General features: G+C 69.1%; 16 protein-coding genes and 1 tRNA gene. 7 read left to right on the top strand and 10 right to left on the bottom strand.

Annotation, left to right across the window (positions count from 1 at the left end):
* The first annotated feature begins 71 nt into the window (after window positions 1–71).
* Window positions 72–653: a hypothetical protein gene (locus AB0J97_RS02135; RefSeq protein ID WP_364083365.1), complete on the top strand. Its 582-nt coding sequence runs from the start codon at window positions 72–74 to the stop codon at window positions 651–653.
* On the opposite strand, the gene AB0J97_RS02130 is transcribed toward AB0J97_RS02135, so the two are convergent.
* Complete coding sequence (locus AB0J97_RS02130; protein WP_364083362.1) at window positions 650–1,732, bottom strand: hypothetical protein; 1,083 nt, start codon at window positions 1,730–1,732, stop codon at window positions 650–652. The genes AB0J97_RS02135 and AB0J97_RS02130 overlap by 4 nt on opposite strands.
* Window positions 1,733–1,833: 101 nt before the next feature.
* Window positions 1,834–2,271, bottom strand: a complete 438-nt coding sequence (locus tag AB0J97_RS02125; protein ID WP_357693160.1) for a hypothetical protein — start codon at window positions 2,269–2,271, stop codon at window positions 1,834–1,836.
* 219 nt (window positions 2,272–2,490) lie between these two features.
* On the opposite strand from AB0J97_RS02125, the gene AB0J97_RS02120 reads away from it, so the two are divergent.
* Window positions 2,491–3,027, top strand: a complete 537-nt coding sequence (locus AB0J97_RS02120; protein ID WP_357693158.1) for a peptidylprolyl isomerase — start codon at window positions 2,491–2,493, stop codon at window positions 3,025–3,027.
* 109 nt (window positions 3,028–3,136) lie between these two features.
* Complete coding sequence (locus AB0J97_RS02115; RefSeq protein ID WP_357693156.1) at window positions 3,137–4,000, top strand: rhomboid family intramembrane serine protease; 864 nt, start codon at window positions 3,137–3,139, stop codon at window positions 3,998–4,000.
* Between the two features lie 34 nt (window positions 4,001–4,034).
* On the opposite strand, the gene AB0J97_RS02110 is transcribed toward AB0J97_RS02115, so the two are convergent.
* Complete coding sequence (locus tag AB0J97_RS02110) at window positions 4,035–4,280, bottom strand: cell division protein CrgA (protein WP_357693154.1); 246 nt, start codon at window positions 4,278–4,280, stop codon at window positions 4,035–4,037.
* 144 nt (window positions 4,281–4,424) lie between these two features.
* Between AB0J97_RS02110 and AB0J97_RS02105 the strand changes: the two genes are divergently transcribed.
* The 3 genes from AB0J97_RS02105 to AB0J97_RS02095 are packed head-to-tail and all read left to right on the top strand — an operon-like array spanning window position 4,425 to window position 5,777.
* The gene (locus AB0J97_RS02105) at window positions 4,425–5,048 is read left to right on the top strand and encodes a class E sortase (protein WP_357693152.1); all 624 of its coding nucleotides are present in this window, start codon (window positions 4,425–4,427) and stop codon (window positions 5,046–5,048) included.
* A gap of 1 nt (window position 5,049) precedes the next feature.
* Window positions 5,050–5,208, top strand: a complete 159-nt coding sequence (locus AB0J97_RS02100; protein ID WP_364083357.1) for a hypothetical protein — start codon at window positions 5,050–5,052, stop codon at window positions 5,206–5,208.
* Complete coding sequence (locus AB0J97_RS02095) at window positions 5,205–5,777, top strand: gamma-glutamyl-gamma-aminobutyrate hydrolase family protein (protein WP_357693148.1); 573 nt, start codon at window positions 5,205–5,207, stop codon at window positions 5,775–5,777. Before AB0J97_RS02100 ends, AB0J97_RS02095 begins: the two co-directional genes overlap by 4 nt.
* Window positions 5,778–5,950: 173 nt before the next feature.
* Here AB0J97_RS02095 and pknB read toward each other — a convergent pair whose 3' ends face one another.
* From pknB to AB0J97_RS02060, 7 genes are all read right to left on the bottom strand, one after another.
* Window positions 5,951–7,795 carry a Stk1 family PASTA domain-containing Ser/Thr kinase gene (pknB, locus tag AB0J97_RS02090; RefSeq protein WP_364083354.1) on the bottom strand — a complete coding sequence of 615 codons (1,845 nt, stop codon included), beginning with the start codon at window positions 7,793–7,795 and terminating at the stop codon, window positions 5,951–5,953.
* Between the two features lie 83 nt (window positions 7,796–7,878).
* Window positions 7,879–9,249, bottom strand: coding sequence for a protein kinase (locus AB0J97_RS02085; protein ID WP_357693144.1), 1,371 nt, complete (start codon window positions 9,247–9,249; stop codon window positions 7,879–7,881).
* 21 nt (window positions 9,250–9,270) lie between these two features.
* On the bottom strand, window positions 9,271–10,731 hold the full coding sequence (locus AB0J97_RS02080) for a penicillin-binding protein 2 (RefSeq protein WP_357693142.1): 1,461 nt from the start codon (window positions 10,729–10,731) through the stop codon (window positions 9,271–9,273).
* Entirely contained in the window at window positions 10,728–12,146 is a 1,419-nt protein-coding gene (locus AB0J97_RS02075; RefSeq protein WP_357693140.1) for an FtsW/RodA/SpoVE family cell cycle protein, read from the bottom strand. The genes AB0J97_RS02080 and AB0J97_RS02075 overlap by 4 nt, the downstream gene beginning before the upstream one ends.
* The gene (locus AB0J97_RS02070) at window positions 12,147–13,445 is read right to left on the bottom strand and encodes a Stp1/IreP family PP2C-type Ser/Thr phosphatase (protein WP_357693138.1); all 1,299 of its coding nucleotides are present in this window, start codon (window positions 13,443–13,445) and stop codon (window positions 12,147–12,149) included.
* Window positions 13,442–13,912 (bottom strand): FHA domain-containing protein, encoded by a 471-nt coding sequence (locus AB0J97_RS02065; protein WP_357693136.1) that lies wholly within the window; start codon window positions 13,910–13,912, stop codon window positions 13,442–13,444. The genes AB0J97_RS02070 and AB0J97_RS02065 overlap by 4 nt, the downstream gene beginning before the upstream one ends.
* A gap of 17 nt (window positions 13,913–13,929) precedes the next feature.
* Complete coding sequence (locus tag AB0J97_RS02060; RefSeq protein WP_125640997.1) at window positions 13,930–14,670, bottom strand: DUF3662 and FHA domain-containing protein; 741 nt, start codon at window positions 14,668–14,670, stop codon at window positions 13,930–13,932.
* Between the two features lie 198 nt (window positions 14,671–14,868).
* On the opposite strand from AB0J97_RS02060, the gene AB0J97_RS02055 reads away from it, so the two are divergent.
* Window positions 14,869–14,951 (top strand) — tRNA-Leu (locus tag AB0J97_RS02055).
* Window positions 14,952–15,155: the final 204 nt, after the last annotated feature.

The following is a 15,155-nucleotide window of genomic DNA, read 5'->3' as shown; positions in this document are numbered from 1 at the left end:
TGTGGGCGAGCACGATCGGGGCGTTCGGATGGATGCGACTGAATTCGACTGGATTCGACTGAGGAGAATGCATGTTCAAGCGACGTCTCGCGGTCCTCGGCACGGTGGGGGTGCTCGCGCTCGCGGTCCTGGGCGGCTCCGCCCTGGCCAACGCGCCCCCCGCCCCCGACGTCCCCGCAGCCACCACCGTGGCCGCCACCACCGTGGCCGCCACTGCGGCCCCCACCATGGCCCCCACCATGGCCGGGGTGTCCTGCCGGACGCCGGACGGCAAGGAGGTCAAGTTCGTCCACAGCGTGGCGGCCCGCGTGTTCGTCGCCCGCGACGAGAAGGGCGAGCGCAAGGACGGCGCGCCCGCACCTGACGCCGAGCCGGGCGTCACGGTCGAGATCTCCCCCCTGACCACCACCGAGGCCGCCCCCACCACCCCCAGCGCCCCCGCCGCCCCTGAGGGCGCGCCCGGCGCCCCCGAAGCCGCGCCCATCGCTCCCGCCACCCCCGAGGACGCGCCGAGCGCCACCCTGCCCGAGGGCGAGACGGTTCGGGCGGTCCCCGCGCTGCCTGCGACCGAGCTCCCGCCGGGCGCCGTGAACGCGGACGACCCCAGCAAGGTCGTCCAGATCGTCTGCGCGCAGGCGAAGCCCGTCGACTAGTTCTGTCCAGGGAACGACGGGTGCGGGCCCAGCGCCCAGTACTCGAACAGGCCGTGGCCGACGAGCCCGTCGTACTCGAAGCGGCCGACGGCGTCGACCAGGCCCCACATCCTGGCGGCGTCGTCGGGCAGCCGGTACGTCACTCCCTGCACGACCGGCCCCGGCCCCTGGTACATGCCGTGCCTCCAGTCCGGCTCCAACCCGTACCCGGTGCCGACCATGAGATGGACCGGCAGCACCGGCGTGCAGCGCACCTCGAACGGTCTGCCGCCCGGCGGCGAGAAGGCGATCACCGCCTCCACGACGTCCCGGGTGTCAGGGGCGTAGACCGGGCGGTAGTCCGGCCGGCCGAGGTACTCCTCCTCCCGCCCGTCCGACCACACGCGCACGGCCTCCTCCAGCAGCCGCCGGCCATGCTCGTCCTCCTGGACGATGCACAGGATGGCGTGGTCGTCGAACCTCATCGGCGCGTACAGCCAGTAGAACGTGCCGGAGTTGTTCGCCTGGATGCCGGGCGGCTCGGGCTCGCCGACCGGCCGGACGCCCCAGGAGCGGTCCCTGGTGCCGAGCCAGCGGTCGGGGGTGACCGGGATCACCTGGTCGCCGATGGTGATGCTGCCCGTCCAGCGGCCGGTCTGGGCGAGCCGTACCGAGTCGAACATGACCCGCTCCTGCCATCGCAGGAAATGGCGGGGTTCGAGGGTCGCCGGGATCGTCCCCTCCCAGTCGAGCTCGAAGGACAGGCCATGCTCGTTCGGCTCCAGGATCACGCGGAGCCGCTTGAGCCCTTCGACGACCTCGACGCGGAACGGGCCGATCCCGGTGTTCATCCGGTCGGGGCCCAGCTCGCGCGAGGCGCGTACGACGCGGTGCAGGTCGCCGTGCCGTACGCAGGCGAAGGCGTCGGTGACGCCGAGGTTGGGGTACTGGCCGAGGCCGACGATCAGCATGAGCTCGTCGGTGCCGGCGTGGCAGTTGAAGTAGTAGCGGTCGTAGAAGTTGCGGTCGGAGGTGGCGACGTGCCGCATGACCTGGGCGGTCTGGTGCACGGGGTGATCGTCGAGCGGTGACAGCGCCATGCCCGGAGTTGTAACAAGCGCTTGGTTAGCCGTCAACAGGCCGGGGGAACACGAAGCGCGCCCCCGCTCTCACGAGAGCGGGGGCGCGCTTTCGAGCCGGATCAGGGCCTGTGGTGAGACGCCTGATCCGTCTTGTTCTGCACGTTGGACGCCATCCGGTCCGCCGACTGCGCGGACCTGTCCGCCTTCTCGCTGACCCAGCGTGACGCATCGGAGGCAGAGTCCTTCATGTGCTCGGTCCACTGCTGGGCGTTGCGGCGGTAGGCCATGTAACCGATCGCGCCGACCGCAAGACCGGTCAGCAGCACCATCGTCGGCCACCGCCGTGACCGGGACGGTTTCGGGTCGATTCGCTTGGCCGCCGCCGTCAGCATCCTGCTGACCTTGGGAGCGACCTGATCCTCGAACCCGTGCGCCGCGGCGTCGAGCCTAGGCGCCGCCCAGTAACGGGCGTCTTCGATGCGCTGGGCGGTGGCCACCTTGGCCTGGTCCGCCATTGGCGCCATGCGATGGCCGGTCTTGACGGCCTGGGCCTTCATTCGGCCCATCCACGTGGCGGGTACCTCTATTACCACGCGGCGTCTCTTCAGTGTCAGGGACACGACAACCTCCCCTGTCGTTGGGGCCCCGCGCTTGACGTTCCCTGGACAAGGCGGCTCAATCATGGCGGTCCATGGGAGGATGGCCGAGGAGGCCGAACGGCCATATTCCTCAGGACATCACATACAACCCTGTACATAGAGGGGGGCAGCTGTCTCGTGGCTGAGAAGCTGATCGCTAATTTGAAGACCAATCGCGGCGACATCAAGGTCGAGCTTTTCCCGAACCAGGCGCCGAAGACCGTCCGGAACTTCGTGGAGCTCGCCGAGGGCACCCGCGAGTGGACCCATCCGGAGTCGGGCGAGAAGAGCACCGCCCGTCTGTACGACGGGACCGTCTTCCACCGGGTCATCTCCGGTTTCATGATCCAGGGCGGCGACCCGCTCGGCCAGGGCATCGGCGGCCCCGGCTACGAGTTCGACGACGAGATCCACCCGGATCTCTACTTCAACCGGCCCTACCTGCTGGCCATGGCCAACGCGGGCGTGCGGTTCGGCAAGGGCACCAACGGCTCGCAGTTCTTCATCACGGTCGTGCCCACGCCGCACCTCAACGGCAAGCACACGATCTTCGGTGAGGTCGTCGAGGGCCAGTCGGTCGTCGACGCCATCGCCAAGACCGACACCGACCGGCGCGACCGGCCCGTCCAGGAAGTCGTCCTGGAGTCGGTCACCATCGAGCGCGTACAGGGCTGAGCCGATCCCTGCGGGGGGCGGGCCACTCTCGGGTCCCGCCCCCTGGGGAAGCCCCAGAACCCCTGATCGACGGCACACAGCTGGGTCTGGTACGTCATAGGCTCTGGACATGACCAGCCAGCCGCCCAGCCCGCCCTCGCAGCCCGAGCAGCCCGCCGAGGCGGTCCCCACGTGCTTCCGGCACCCCGGCAGGGAGACCTGGGTCCGCTGCCAGCGCTGCGACCGGCCCATCTGCCCCGACTGCATGCGCGACGCCGCCGTGGGCTTCCAGTGCCCCGAATGCGTCGCCCAGGGCAACCAGGGCTTCCGCCAGGCCCGTTCCACCTTCGGCGGCCAGGTCGTCAGCACGCCGTACGTCACCTGGGCCATCCTGGCCCTCAACGTCCTCGTCTTCGGCGCCCAATACGTCATGCCCACGGTCACCGGCACGCTGCAGATGTGGCCGGCCGGAGTGGCGGTACTCGGCGACTACTACCGGCTGGTCAGCGCCGCGTTCGTGCACGCGGGCGTCTTCCACATCCTGTTCAACTGCTGGGCCCTCTACGTCGTCGGGCCCTACCTGGAGCGCGCCTTCGGCCACGTGCGCTTCGCGTCGCTCTACCTCATCAGCGCCGTCGGCGGCAGCACGCTCAGCCTCTGGCTCGACCCGCTGAGCCAGCCGACGGTGGGCGCGTCCGGAGCCATCTTCGGCCTGTTCGGCGCCATCTTCGTGGTGAGCCGCAAGCTCAACATGGACGTACGCGGCATCGCCATGCTCATCGTGATCAACCTGGTGATCACCTTCGTGTTCCCCGGTATCAGCTGGACCGGGCACGTCGGCGGCCTGATCACCGGCTCGCTGCTGGCGGGAGCGATGGCCTACGCCCCCAAGAACAACAGGACCCTGTGGCAGGTGCTGGCGATCGTGGGAGCGCTGGCCGTGCTAGCCGTGCTCGTGATGGCCCGGACCTCGGCGATCCTGAGCTCGATCTGACTTCCCCAGGCTGTGGAAAAGACTGTGGAAAGAACTAACGCCAGCGGGTGGAAAGAACCACACCGAAGATGATGAACACAAACCCGATCAGCAGGTTCCAGTTCTGGAGGTCGCTGAAGAAGGGCGCCTGCGGGGCGACGTAGTAGATCGCGATCCACAGGATGCCGATGATCCACGACACCACCATGGTGGGCGCCAGCCAGCGCGGGCTGACCTTGATCTGCTGGGACTTCTGCGGCGGCGTGTAAACCGCCTTCTTGCGAGCCTTGGACTTGGGCACTGGGTAACTCCTGCTGAGGGCCTGGGCTTCCGGATCGTCCACAGGCTCTTCGTTAAGCGTAGTTGAAGCGTGCCCCAGGATAGTCGCCACGCGCACGCCATGGCGATCCCCCGCGTCGGGAGATGTGACGAATACGCTGACGACATGCGGTCCATCTTCCGGGCCGTGGGGGAGCTGAGCATCACCGCCGGCCTGGTCCTCATGCTGTTCTGCGCCTACCTGCTCTGGGGCACGGGCGCCTACACCAAGAGCCAGCAGTTGCTGCTCCAGCGCGAGCTGGCCGCCGAGAAGGCGGAGCACGACCGCGGCCGCATCGACAAGATCGAGCTCGGCAAGGCCGTCGCCATGCTGAGCATCCCGAGACTCGGCCACGACTACCGGTACGCCATCGTCGAGGGCGTGGACGCCGAGCACCTGAAGAAGGGCCCGGGACACTACCCCGACAGCGCCATGCCCGGCCAGATCGGCAACTTCGTGCTCTCGGGCCACCGGACCACGTACGCGGCCCCGTTCAACGAGATCGACGAGCTCGAACGCGGCGACGAGATCATCGTGGACGCCCCCGAGGCCCGCTACACCTACCGCGTCACGTCCCAGGACATCGTGGAGCCCACCGAGGTGGACGTGCTCGCCCCCGTGCCCGGCAAGCCCGACATCCGCCCCATCCGCGCGTACATCACCCTCTCCACCTGCCACCCCGAGTACTCCGCCGCCCAACGCCTCATCGTGTACGGCGTCCTCAAGAAGACCGAGCTCAGAAAGGAATGACATGTACGGCTGGATCTGGCGCAACCTGCCCGGCGACCCCCGTACCAAGGTGCTGACGGCCGCCTTGCTGGTCGTGGTCGTGGGGGTCGTACTCTGGTATGCCGTGTTCCCGCTCCTGGAGCCCGCGGTGACGCTCGACGAGGTGACCGTAAGAAGATGACCCGCCTGCTGGTCGTGGACAACCACGACAGCTTCGTCCACACGATCGTCCAGTACCTGCGCGTCCTGGGCGCCGACTGCGACGTCCGCCCCCGCGACGTCGTCGGCGTGCGCGACGGCGACGGCTTCGACGGCGTCCTCGTCAGCCCGGGGCCCGGCACGCCGGAGGCGGCCGGCGTGAGCGTGCCTCTGGTGCTGCGCGCCGCCGAGCGCGGCACTCCCCTGCTCGGCGTCTGCCTCGGCCACCAGGCCATCGCGGTCGCCTTCGGCGCCACCGTGGCCCGCGCGCCCGAGCTGGTCCACGGGCGCACCAGCCCGGTGTTCCACGACGGCAAGGGCGTCTTCGAGAGCCTGCCGTCGCCGGTGCCGATGACCCGCTACCACTCGCTCGCCGTGCTGCCGGAGACCGTCCCCGAGGTCCTCGACGTGACCGCCCGCACCGACGACGGGGTCATCATGGGCCTGCGCCACCGCCACGCGCCGATCGAAGGGATTCAGTTCCACCCCGAGTCGGTGCTGTCCGAGCACGGTCACCGGCTGCTGGGGAACTGGCTGCGCGGGATCGTGTAACGCCCGGCTCGCGCAGAGCGACTACCAAATGAGCGCCCCCGCCGTTGCCCCCGAGCGGCGGGGGCGCTCTTCGCGCCCGCCGCTGGACGGCCGGCGCCGCGGAACCCTTCCGGGAGAACGACGAGGGCCGCCCTCCCCGTGGGGAAAGGCGGCCCGTCATGCTTCGTCAGCCGTCAGAACTCGTCGTCGCCGATCGGGTTGTCCTCGGTCGGCTCGTCGGACGGGAAGTCCGTCTGGTCGTCGGTCGGCTGCTGCTCGGTCGGCTGCTCGTTGGTGGGCGGCGGAGCCGTCTCGGGACCGGTGGACACCACGATCGTGATCGTCGTGCCCGGCATCAGCTTCTGGCCCGCGGGCGGGTTCTGCTGGATGACCGTGCCCTCGGCCTGGTCGTTGGCCTGCGGCGAGACCTTCACCTTGAAGCCGGCGCCCTTGAGCGTGGCGGTGGCGTCCTGCTGGGTGTAGCCGGTCACGTCGGGCAGCTCGGTCAGCTCGAAGGGCACGTAGAGGGTGACGCTGGTGTCCTTCTCGATCTCGGTGCCGGCCGCCGGCTTGGTCTCGAAGACCTTGCCCTGCGGCTTGCTGGACTGCTTGGTCTTGACCACGCCCTTCAGCCCGACGTCGTCGAGGGCCTTGATCGCCTCCGTGGTGGTCATGCCGATGAGCCCGTCGGGGACGGCGACCTTCTCCTTGCCCTTGGAGACGAACAGCTTGACCGTGGCGCCCTTGTCGACCTTCTCGCCCTCCGCGGGCTCGGTCCTGATCACCGTGCCCTTGCCGAACTCGTCGCTGGCCTCCTGCACCACCTCGGGCTTCAGGCCCAGGCCGATGAGCGCGCGCTGAGCGGGCTCCAGCTTCTGCGTGGCCAGGGCCGGGATGGGGATCCCGGCGTCGGTGGGCGTGGCCTTGGTGCCGAACACCAGGTAGCCGACCGTGACGAAGGCGCCGATGACCAGCAGCGGGATGACGATCCACAGCGCGGTCCTGAGCGCGTTGCCACCACCGCCGCCGGACGCCCTGCGCCGCCCCACGCGGCTGCCGCCGTCGCCGCCCTCGTACTCGTACGGCGGGATCGCGCCGGTGCGCTGCGTGGCCGGGCCCTGGGCCGCCTGGGTGGCGGTCATCATGCGAGTGCCCTGGTTGAAGTTCCCGGTCATCGCCATCGTCTGCGCGTCGACCGGCATGCCGGACATGGCGCGCTGGATGTCGGCCCGCATCTCGCCGGAGTTCTGGTAGCGGTGGGCCGGGTCCTTGGCCATGGCCTTGAGCACGATCGCGTCGGCCCACGCCGGGATCTCGCGGTCGATCTGCGAGGGCGGGATCGGGTCTTCGCGGACGTGCTGGTAGGCGATCGCCACCGGGGAGTCGCCGGTGAACGGCGGCTGGCCGGTGAGCAGCTCGTACAGCACGCAGCCGGTGGAGTAGATGTCGCTGCGGGCGTCGACGCGCTCGCCGCGGGCCTGCTCGGGCGACAGGTACTGGGCGGTCCCTATCACCTGCGCGGTCTGGGTCATGGTGGCGGCCGAGTCGGCCATCGCGCGCGCGATGCCGAAGTCCATCACCTTGACGTCGCCGGCGCGCGTGATCATCACGTTGGCCGGCTTGATGTCACGGTGGACGATGCCGCCGCGGTGGCTGTAGTCGAGCGCGCGCAGGATGCCGTCGACCAGCTCGGCCGCCCGCTCGGGCAGCAGCCGCCGGTCCTGGCGCAGCAGGTCGCGCAGCGTCCTGCCGTCGACGTACTCCATCACGATGTAGGGCACGGGGGTGCCGTCGGTGACGTCTTCGCCGGTGTCGTAGACGGCGACGACGGCGGGGTGGTTCAGCGAGGCCGCCGACTGCGCCTCACGGCGGAAACGGGCCTGGAAGGTGTGATCGCGCGCCAGGTCGGAGCGGAGGGTCTTGATCGCGACTATGCGGTCCAGCCGGATGTCTCGGGCGCGATACACCTCGGCCATGCCGCCGCGCCCGACGACACCGTCGAGCTCGTAACGACCTCCGAGTAGCCGAGGCTGAGTCATTTCCTGCACTGTCCCTTACCGTTCATCTTGGGTACCGGCCTGCTCGGGGGGCCGCCGGTGTCCATCATCGACCCCGTAGCGCATCACGTCTCCTCCTGCGGCGGGTTTGTACCACCCGGGTCCGGCGAAGCGGTTGGTGTCGGAGTTGTCGGTGTCCTGCTGGGCGTTGGGGTGGTGGGGGTGGGAGTCGGGGTACGGGTGGTCGGGGTTGGCTTCGGTGACGGCTTCTTCGTAGGTGCAGCCGACTTGCTTACCGTAGCCGACCGCGAGGGTACCGGCCGCGTCGACTTCACCGGAAGCGCGGGTGGTCGGCGCGTGTGCTTCTTCGTCCGCGTGGGCCTGAGCAGCTCAGGCGACTGCATCGGGGAGTGGCTGGGTTCGGCGATCTCCGGAAGCGGCGGCGGCGTCGTATCGCGATTGGCGAACGTGATCGCGCTCAGGCCCACCGCGGCCACGCAGCCGGCCGTGGCGACCAGCGCCAGCGTCCTCGCGCCGCGGCGGCTGCGGGCCGGCGGCTCGGGCGGGCTCTGGACCGTCGTCGCCGGGGCGAGGTTCTCGGTCGCCTGCTGGTCCTCCGTGGCCGGCTCGCGCACCCGGAAACCCGCGGGATCGGTGAACATGCTGAGGACGGCGCCCTGCTCGACGCCCTCGACCAGCGACTGGCGCAGCACGTACGCCCGGTCGGCCGCCTCCAGCGCCGAGGCCGGACGCATCCCCGGCTCCTTGGCCAGCAGCGTCATGACCAGATCGCGCACCGGGACGGGCACGTCCGCGGTGAGCGGCGGCGGCTGCTCGTTGAGGTGCAGCAGCGCGATCGCCACCTGGCTGTCGGCCCGGAACGGCGTGTGGCCCGCCAGGCACTCGTAGGCCACCACGCCCAGCGAGTAGAGGTCGGTCGCGGGGGTGAGCGGGAAACCCTGGGCCTGCTCGGGGCTGACGTACTGGGCCGTGCCGAGCACCGTGCCGGTCTGCGTCACCGGCGCGGCCTCCAGGGCGCGGGCGATGCCGAAGTCGGTCACCTTGATCGTCCCCTCGCGGGTGACCAGCAGGTTGCCGGGCTTGACGTCCCTGTGGATGATCCCGGAGGAGTGGGCCGCGTGCAGCGCCTTGGCGGTCTGGTGCACCACGTCGAGCGCCACCTCGGGCCCGAGCGCGCCGTTGCGCGCCAGGATGGCCGACAGCGGCTCGCCGTGCACCAGCTCCATCACGAGGTAGGCCAGGTCGCTCTGCTCGCCGTAGTCGAAGATCTGGGCCACCCCGGGGTCGGCCAGGGCGGCGGTGAGGCGCGCCTCGTTGCGGAAGCGCTCGCGGAACGTGGGGTCGGCGTGCATGTGGCTGCGCAGGATCTTGACCGCGACCTCGCGGCCCAGAAGCTCGTCACGGGCGCGCCACACCTCTCCCATACCGCCCGTGGCGATGCGGGAGAGCAGGAGATAGCGGTTACGGAGCCGCATGACCCAGCACGTTACCGTCATTCACTTGTTCAGCACCGCCTCCAGCACAGCCTTTGCGATCGGGGCGGCGGTGTGGCCGCCCGTGGCCTCCGCGCCGACGTTGGCGGCGCCGGACTCGACGATGACCGCCAGCGCCACCTTCGGGTCCTCGGCAGGCGCGAAGGAGATGAACCAGGCGTGCGGCGGCGCGCCGTCGGCCGTCTCCGCGGTGCCGGTCTTGCCCGCCACCTGGACGCCCGGCACCTGCGCGAGGTTGGCCGTGCCGTTGTTGACCACGCTCACCATCATGTCGCGCAGCTTGCCCGCCGTCTCGGAACTGACCGCTTCGGTCAGCTCCTCGGGCTTGGCCTCCTCCATGACGTCGTTCTTGGAGTCGGTGATCTTGTTCACCAGGTACGGCTTCATCACCTTGCCGTCATTGGCGATGCCGGCCGCCACCATGGCCATCTGCAGGGGCGTCATCCGGTTGTCGCGCTGGCCGATCGAGGCCATGGCGAGCGCCGCGTCGTCGTACTTGCTGCCGAAGTCGCTCTGGGCCACCGACATCGGCACGCCGATCTGCTTGCCCATGCCGAACTTCTCGGTCTGCTCGTTGAGCTTGTCGTAGCCCAGCTGCATGCCGATCTTGGCGAACGGCGTGTTGCAGGACTTCTCCAGCGCGTACACGAGCTGGACCTGGCCGGCGCCGCAGGCCGCGCCGCCGTAGTTGGGCAGGCTGATGGTGGTGTTGGGCAGCGGCAGCCGCTGCGGCGCCTCGACGGTGGTGCTCGGGCCGCGCGAGGAGTCGTCCTCCAGGTACGCCGCCGCCGTCACCACCTTGAACGTCGACCCCGGCGGGTACGTCTGGGCGATGGCCCGGTTGAGCAGCGGCTGGCTCTTGTCCTTGTCCAGCTCGTTGTAGCGGCCGAACACCTTGCCCTTGTCGGTGCCCGACAGCTCGGCGGGGTCGAAGGTGGGCAGCGACACCATCGCCAGGATCCCGCCGGTCTTCGGGTCGAGCGCCACCAGCGCGCCGCGCTTGCCGCTCGAACGCAACGCGTCGTAGGCCGCCTTCTGCGCCTTGGGGTTGATCGTGAGGTCGACGTTCGCGCCCCTGGTGGGCTCGCCCGTGAACAGGTCGATGCTCCGCCGCAGCAGCAGGTCGGCGCTGGAGCCGTCGAGCAGCTTGTTCTGGGTGCCCTCGATCGCGCTCGCGCTCTCGGGCGAGAAGTAGCCCGTGACGTGCGCGTAGAGCTTCCCGTCGGCGTACTTCCTGATGAACCGGAAGTTCTTGTTGTCGGTCTCCACCGACTGGGCGATCACCTTGCCGCCGGCGGTGATCCGGCCGCGCTCGACGGCGTAGCGCTCGTAGTAGTTGCGGCGGTTGCTCGGGTTGGAGCGGTAGTCGTCGGCCCGGACCGCCTGGAGGATGTTCACGTTGATCATCAGAAGCGCGAACATGACCAGGCAGGCCACGGCCGCGCGCTTCAGAGTGCTGTTCATCGCTGGAACACCTGGGTGAGTCCTTCGTTCTGGATCGCCTGGGGCGGGGGCCGTCGCGCCGCGTCTGACATGCGTACCAGGAGCGCGATAAGGATCCAGTTAGCCAGCAGGGCCGAGCCGCCCTGCGACATGAACGGGGTGACCAGGCCGGTCAGCGGGATGAGGTTCGTCACGCCGCCGACGATGATGAACACCTGCCAGGCGAGGATGAACGACAGGCCGCCCGCCAGCAGCTTCGAGAACGGGTCGCGGGCCACGAGCGAGGTGCGCAGGCCGCGTTCGACCAGCAGGGCGTAGAGCATGAGCAGCGCCATCAGGCCGGTCAGCCCGAGCTCCTCGCCGGTCGCGGCGAAGATGAAGTCGGAGAAGCTCAGCGGGATCAGGTCGGGGTGGCCCTGGCCGAGCCCGGTGCCGAGGATGCCGCCCGCGCCGAACCCGAACAGCCCCTGCATGATCTGGTAGCTCTTGCTGCACATCGGGTCGCCCGGCGGGTCCTCCAGGCAGACGGGGGCCGTGCCGAAGAAGACCGGGTTGCTGGGGTCGAGCCAGGCGGCGAAACGCGCGCCGACGTGGTCGAAGACCTGCCCGGCGAGGAAGGCGCCGCCGACGAAGAGCAGGATGCCGATGAGCACCCACGAGGTGCGCTGGGTGGCGATGTAGAGCATCGCGATGAACGTGCCGAACACCAGCAGCGAGGTGCCCAGGTCCTTCTCGAAGACCAGCACCAGCAGGCTGAGCCCCCAGGTGACCAGGACCGGGCCGAGGTCTCTGGCCCGCGGCAGGTCGATGAAGAGCAACCGCCGCCCGGCCAGGGCCAGCACGTCACGCTTGGCCACCAGGTAGCCGGCGAAGAAGATCACCAGCGCCAGCTTGGCGAACTCGCCCGGCTGGATGGAGAAGCCGCCGATGCGGATCCAGATCTTCGCGCCCTGCACCTCGCTGAGCGAGCCGGGCAGCAGCGCCGGGATCGCCAGCAGCACCAGGCCCACCGCGCCCGCCGTGTACGTCAGGCGTTGCAGCATGCGGTGGTCGCGCAGCACGACCAGGGTGATCGAGAACATCACGACGCCGACCCCGGTCCACATGATCTGGTTGGTCGTGGAGGCGCCGCCCATGTCGGCCGACTCCAGCCGGTAGATCATCACCAGCCCGAGACCGTTGATCAGCGTCACCAGCGGCAGGATCAGCGGGTCGGCCCACGGTGCGAACTTGGCCAGCACCAGGTAGGCCGCCAGCATCAGGCCGCCCAGGCCCAGCCCGTAGGCCAGCATGCCGGCGGGAACCTTGCCGTCGACGGCCAGGCCGACGTTGGCGTAGGCGCCCATGATGATCAGCACCGCCAAGGCGAGCAGGACCAGCTGGGCCATCCGCCGTTTGGCCGGCATCGGGACGGGGGTCGCGAGCATTTCTGCCATTTATTGCGATTTCGTCTTGGTGGCGGAGGGAGTCGGGGACGTGGCCGTGGTGGAGGTCGTGTCGCCCGTGTCGCCCTTGTCGTCCTGGGAGAACTTCAATCCGTTTATCTTCGTCACGCCTTCGTCGACGTCGGTGACGGGGATGCCGCTCTTGATCAGGGCCTGGTCCGCCGGGGACAGCTTGGAGAGCGGACGGCCCGTGCGCTTCTCCACGTGGAAGAACTCGATCGGGCCCACCTCCTGCTTGATCCCCTGGAAGATGACCACTTCGTCGCCCCTGGCACCGACGAAGAACTGGTCCTGGGTCCACTGCCATCCGAGGTAACCGCCGGCGCCCAAGGCGACGACGCCCACCCCGAGCACGGTGACCAGCACGGGCCACACACGACGACGCCGCCCCGAACGCCGGGTCGCCTGCGCGACCGGCTCATCGAAGTCGTCGCCGTCGGTGATCGCCGGCTGGGGTGCGGTCACCGCGCTCACTCGCCCCGGCTGGGTCTCCGGGGCGCCTCCTCGTAGCCTGGTCATCCCCGCGGCGCCGACCACCGCGGGCTCCGCGGGAACCTCCTGGCCGTCGGTGATCTCCAGCACGTCGGCGAGCACGCACGTGATGTTGTCGGGCCCGCCGCCCCGGTTCGCCAGATCGATGAGCTGGCGGACCACCTCTTCGGGGTCGTCGATGTTGGTGAGCGTGGCGTGCAGCGTCTCTGCGCTCACCACGCCCGACAGGCCGTCGGAACAGAGCAGGTAGCGGTCGCCCACCTGCGCCTCGCGCAGCGTGAGGTCGGGGTCGACCTCGCCGCTGCCGTCGAGGGCGCGCAGCAGGATCGATCGTTGGGGGTGCGTGGCCGCCTCTTCGGGCGTGATGCGCCCGTCGTCGACGAGCTGCTGCACCAGGGTGTGGTCATGGGTGATCTGGTAGAGCTCGCCGCGTCTCAGGAGGTAGGCGCGCGAGTCGCCCACGTGCACCAGGGCGACCTGGGTGCCGTTCCAGAGCATGGCGGTGAGCGTCGTGCCCATGCCTTTGAGGCTGGGATCCCGCCCGACCATCTCGTGCAGCCGGCGATTGGCGTCGCGTACCGCTGCCTCGATGGCGTTGAGCAGGTCACCCCCCTGTTGGGCCTCTTCCAGAGAGGCCATGGCGGCGATGGCGACAGAACTCGCCACCTCGCCGTGTGCGTGCCCGCCCATGCCGTCGGCGACGGCCAGCAGGCGGCCGCTAGCGTACGCCGAGTCCTCGTTCCCTTCGCGGAGGAGGCCGACGTCCGAGCGGGCGGCGTAGCGGAGTGCGATGGTCATTTGCGCAATTCAATGACTGTCTTGCCGACACGGATCGGAACACCGAGCGGCACCGGGGTCGGACGGGTGACTTTCGAGCGGTCGAGATACGTGCCGTTGGTCGAACCGAGATCTTCCACGATCCACTGACCGTCCTGAGGGAAGAGCCGGGCATGCCGGCTGGATGCGTAGTCGTCGCTGACTACCAGCGTGGCGTCGTTCGCCCGGCCAATGGTGATGGGCGTCTCCGTGAGGTTAATGGTGGTGCCCTGCAATGGGCCACCGGTAACGATGAGCTGGCGTGGCTCGCCCTTCTTGCTCTTGGGCTTGGCCACCGGTTTGGCGGGCTTCACGGCTTTCCGTGGGCCCGCGGGAGCCGTGCGTGAACCGAACAAGTCAGTCCGGATCACGCCGACTGCGGCAATGACGAAGAACCACAGCACCGCCAGGAAGGCGAGCCGGATCAGCAGCAGCGTGAGCTCGGACATGGACCGTCTGTCTACCCCTAATCGCGCCGGAACACCAGAGTCGTGCGTCCCAGCGTCACTCGCGTGCCGTTCTGGAGCTCGATTCTGCGTACCGGCTGGCCATTGACGAAGGTGCCGTTCGTCGAACCGAGATCGACGAGGGCCACGAGCTGGCCCTCGACGCGCAGCTCCGCATGATGCCGCGACACTCCCGGATCGACAAGACGAAGATCGCAGTCGGTGCCCCTGCCGAGCAAGGTCACCGGCGTGGTGAGCTCGTAGGAGCGGTCGCCCTGCGGGTCGTCCTGGGTGGAGACGAGCAGCCTGGGCCGCCCGTTGAAGGCCCCGGGCCTGGACGGGGGCAGGTCGCTCGCCGGCTGGCGGATCTCGTCCTGCTCGACCGTCGCGCCGCGGATGACGCCCGACCGGATGCGGAACAGGCCCACAGCCAGGTCTCCGGCGGTCTCGAAGCGCACCCGGACCGGTCCCACGAAGGAATAGCCCTGTTCCTTGGCATACTCCCTGGCGAGGTTGGCCAGTTCGTGGCTGATGCTGTCGGCGTAGACCTCAAGCCTCTCGCTGTCGGTCGTGGACAGCTCCACCACGAAGTCGTTGGGCACGAGCGTGCGGCCCTGTGCGACGATCGCCGCCCGCTCATCCATCTCCCGCTGAACCGCGCTGGCGACCTCGACCGGCTGAAGGTCAGATTTGAACGCCCGCGCAAAGGCCCCCTCAACCAAGCCTTCGAGCCTTCGCTCGAAGCGCTGAAGGACTCCCACCGGGTACCTCCCTTCTTCCCTGCATATGATCGCGGCCCCAGACGCTTCCGGCGCCCGGTTTCCGCTCGTCCCACGTGGCGGCGTCGTGACGCTCGTTGCCAGTCGCGCCCAGCTCCTCCGCTTCCGTGTCTTCTGCGATCGTATCCGGGTTCAGTACCAGTGGCTGTTCCGTGCTACTGTTTCTCCGCACCCACAAACGGGCGGGTGGCGGAACGGCAGACGCGCACGGTTCAGGTCCGTGTGTCCGAAAGGACGTGAGGGTTCAAATCCCTCCTCGCCCACTTGGTGACTAGGGGATCCTTGGTCGCCGGCCTTACAGGTCGGCTTCCTCGGGTCCCCTCGTCATATCTGCCCGGGGGACGACCCCCGGACCCCCAGGGGACAAGCTTCGGGGGATTCTCTTCCGGGCCCCCGTTCATGGTGGTTGCCCTCTCGCCTCTTTTGGACTGGCCCACCGTTTCGTACCGTGTCTTGGTTCGCAAGGG

It is taken from the genome of Nonomuraea sp. NPDC049607 (genome assembly GCF_040675375.1).
Taxonomy (GTDB): Bacteria; Actinomycetota; Actinomycetes; order Streptosporangiales; family Streptosporangiaceae; genus Nonomuraea.
Note: the sequence above shows the minus strand (reverse complement) of the source record. Positions and strands in the feature narration are given on the sequence as shown.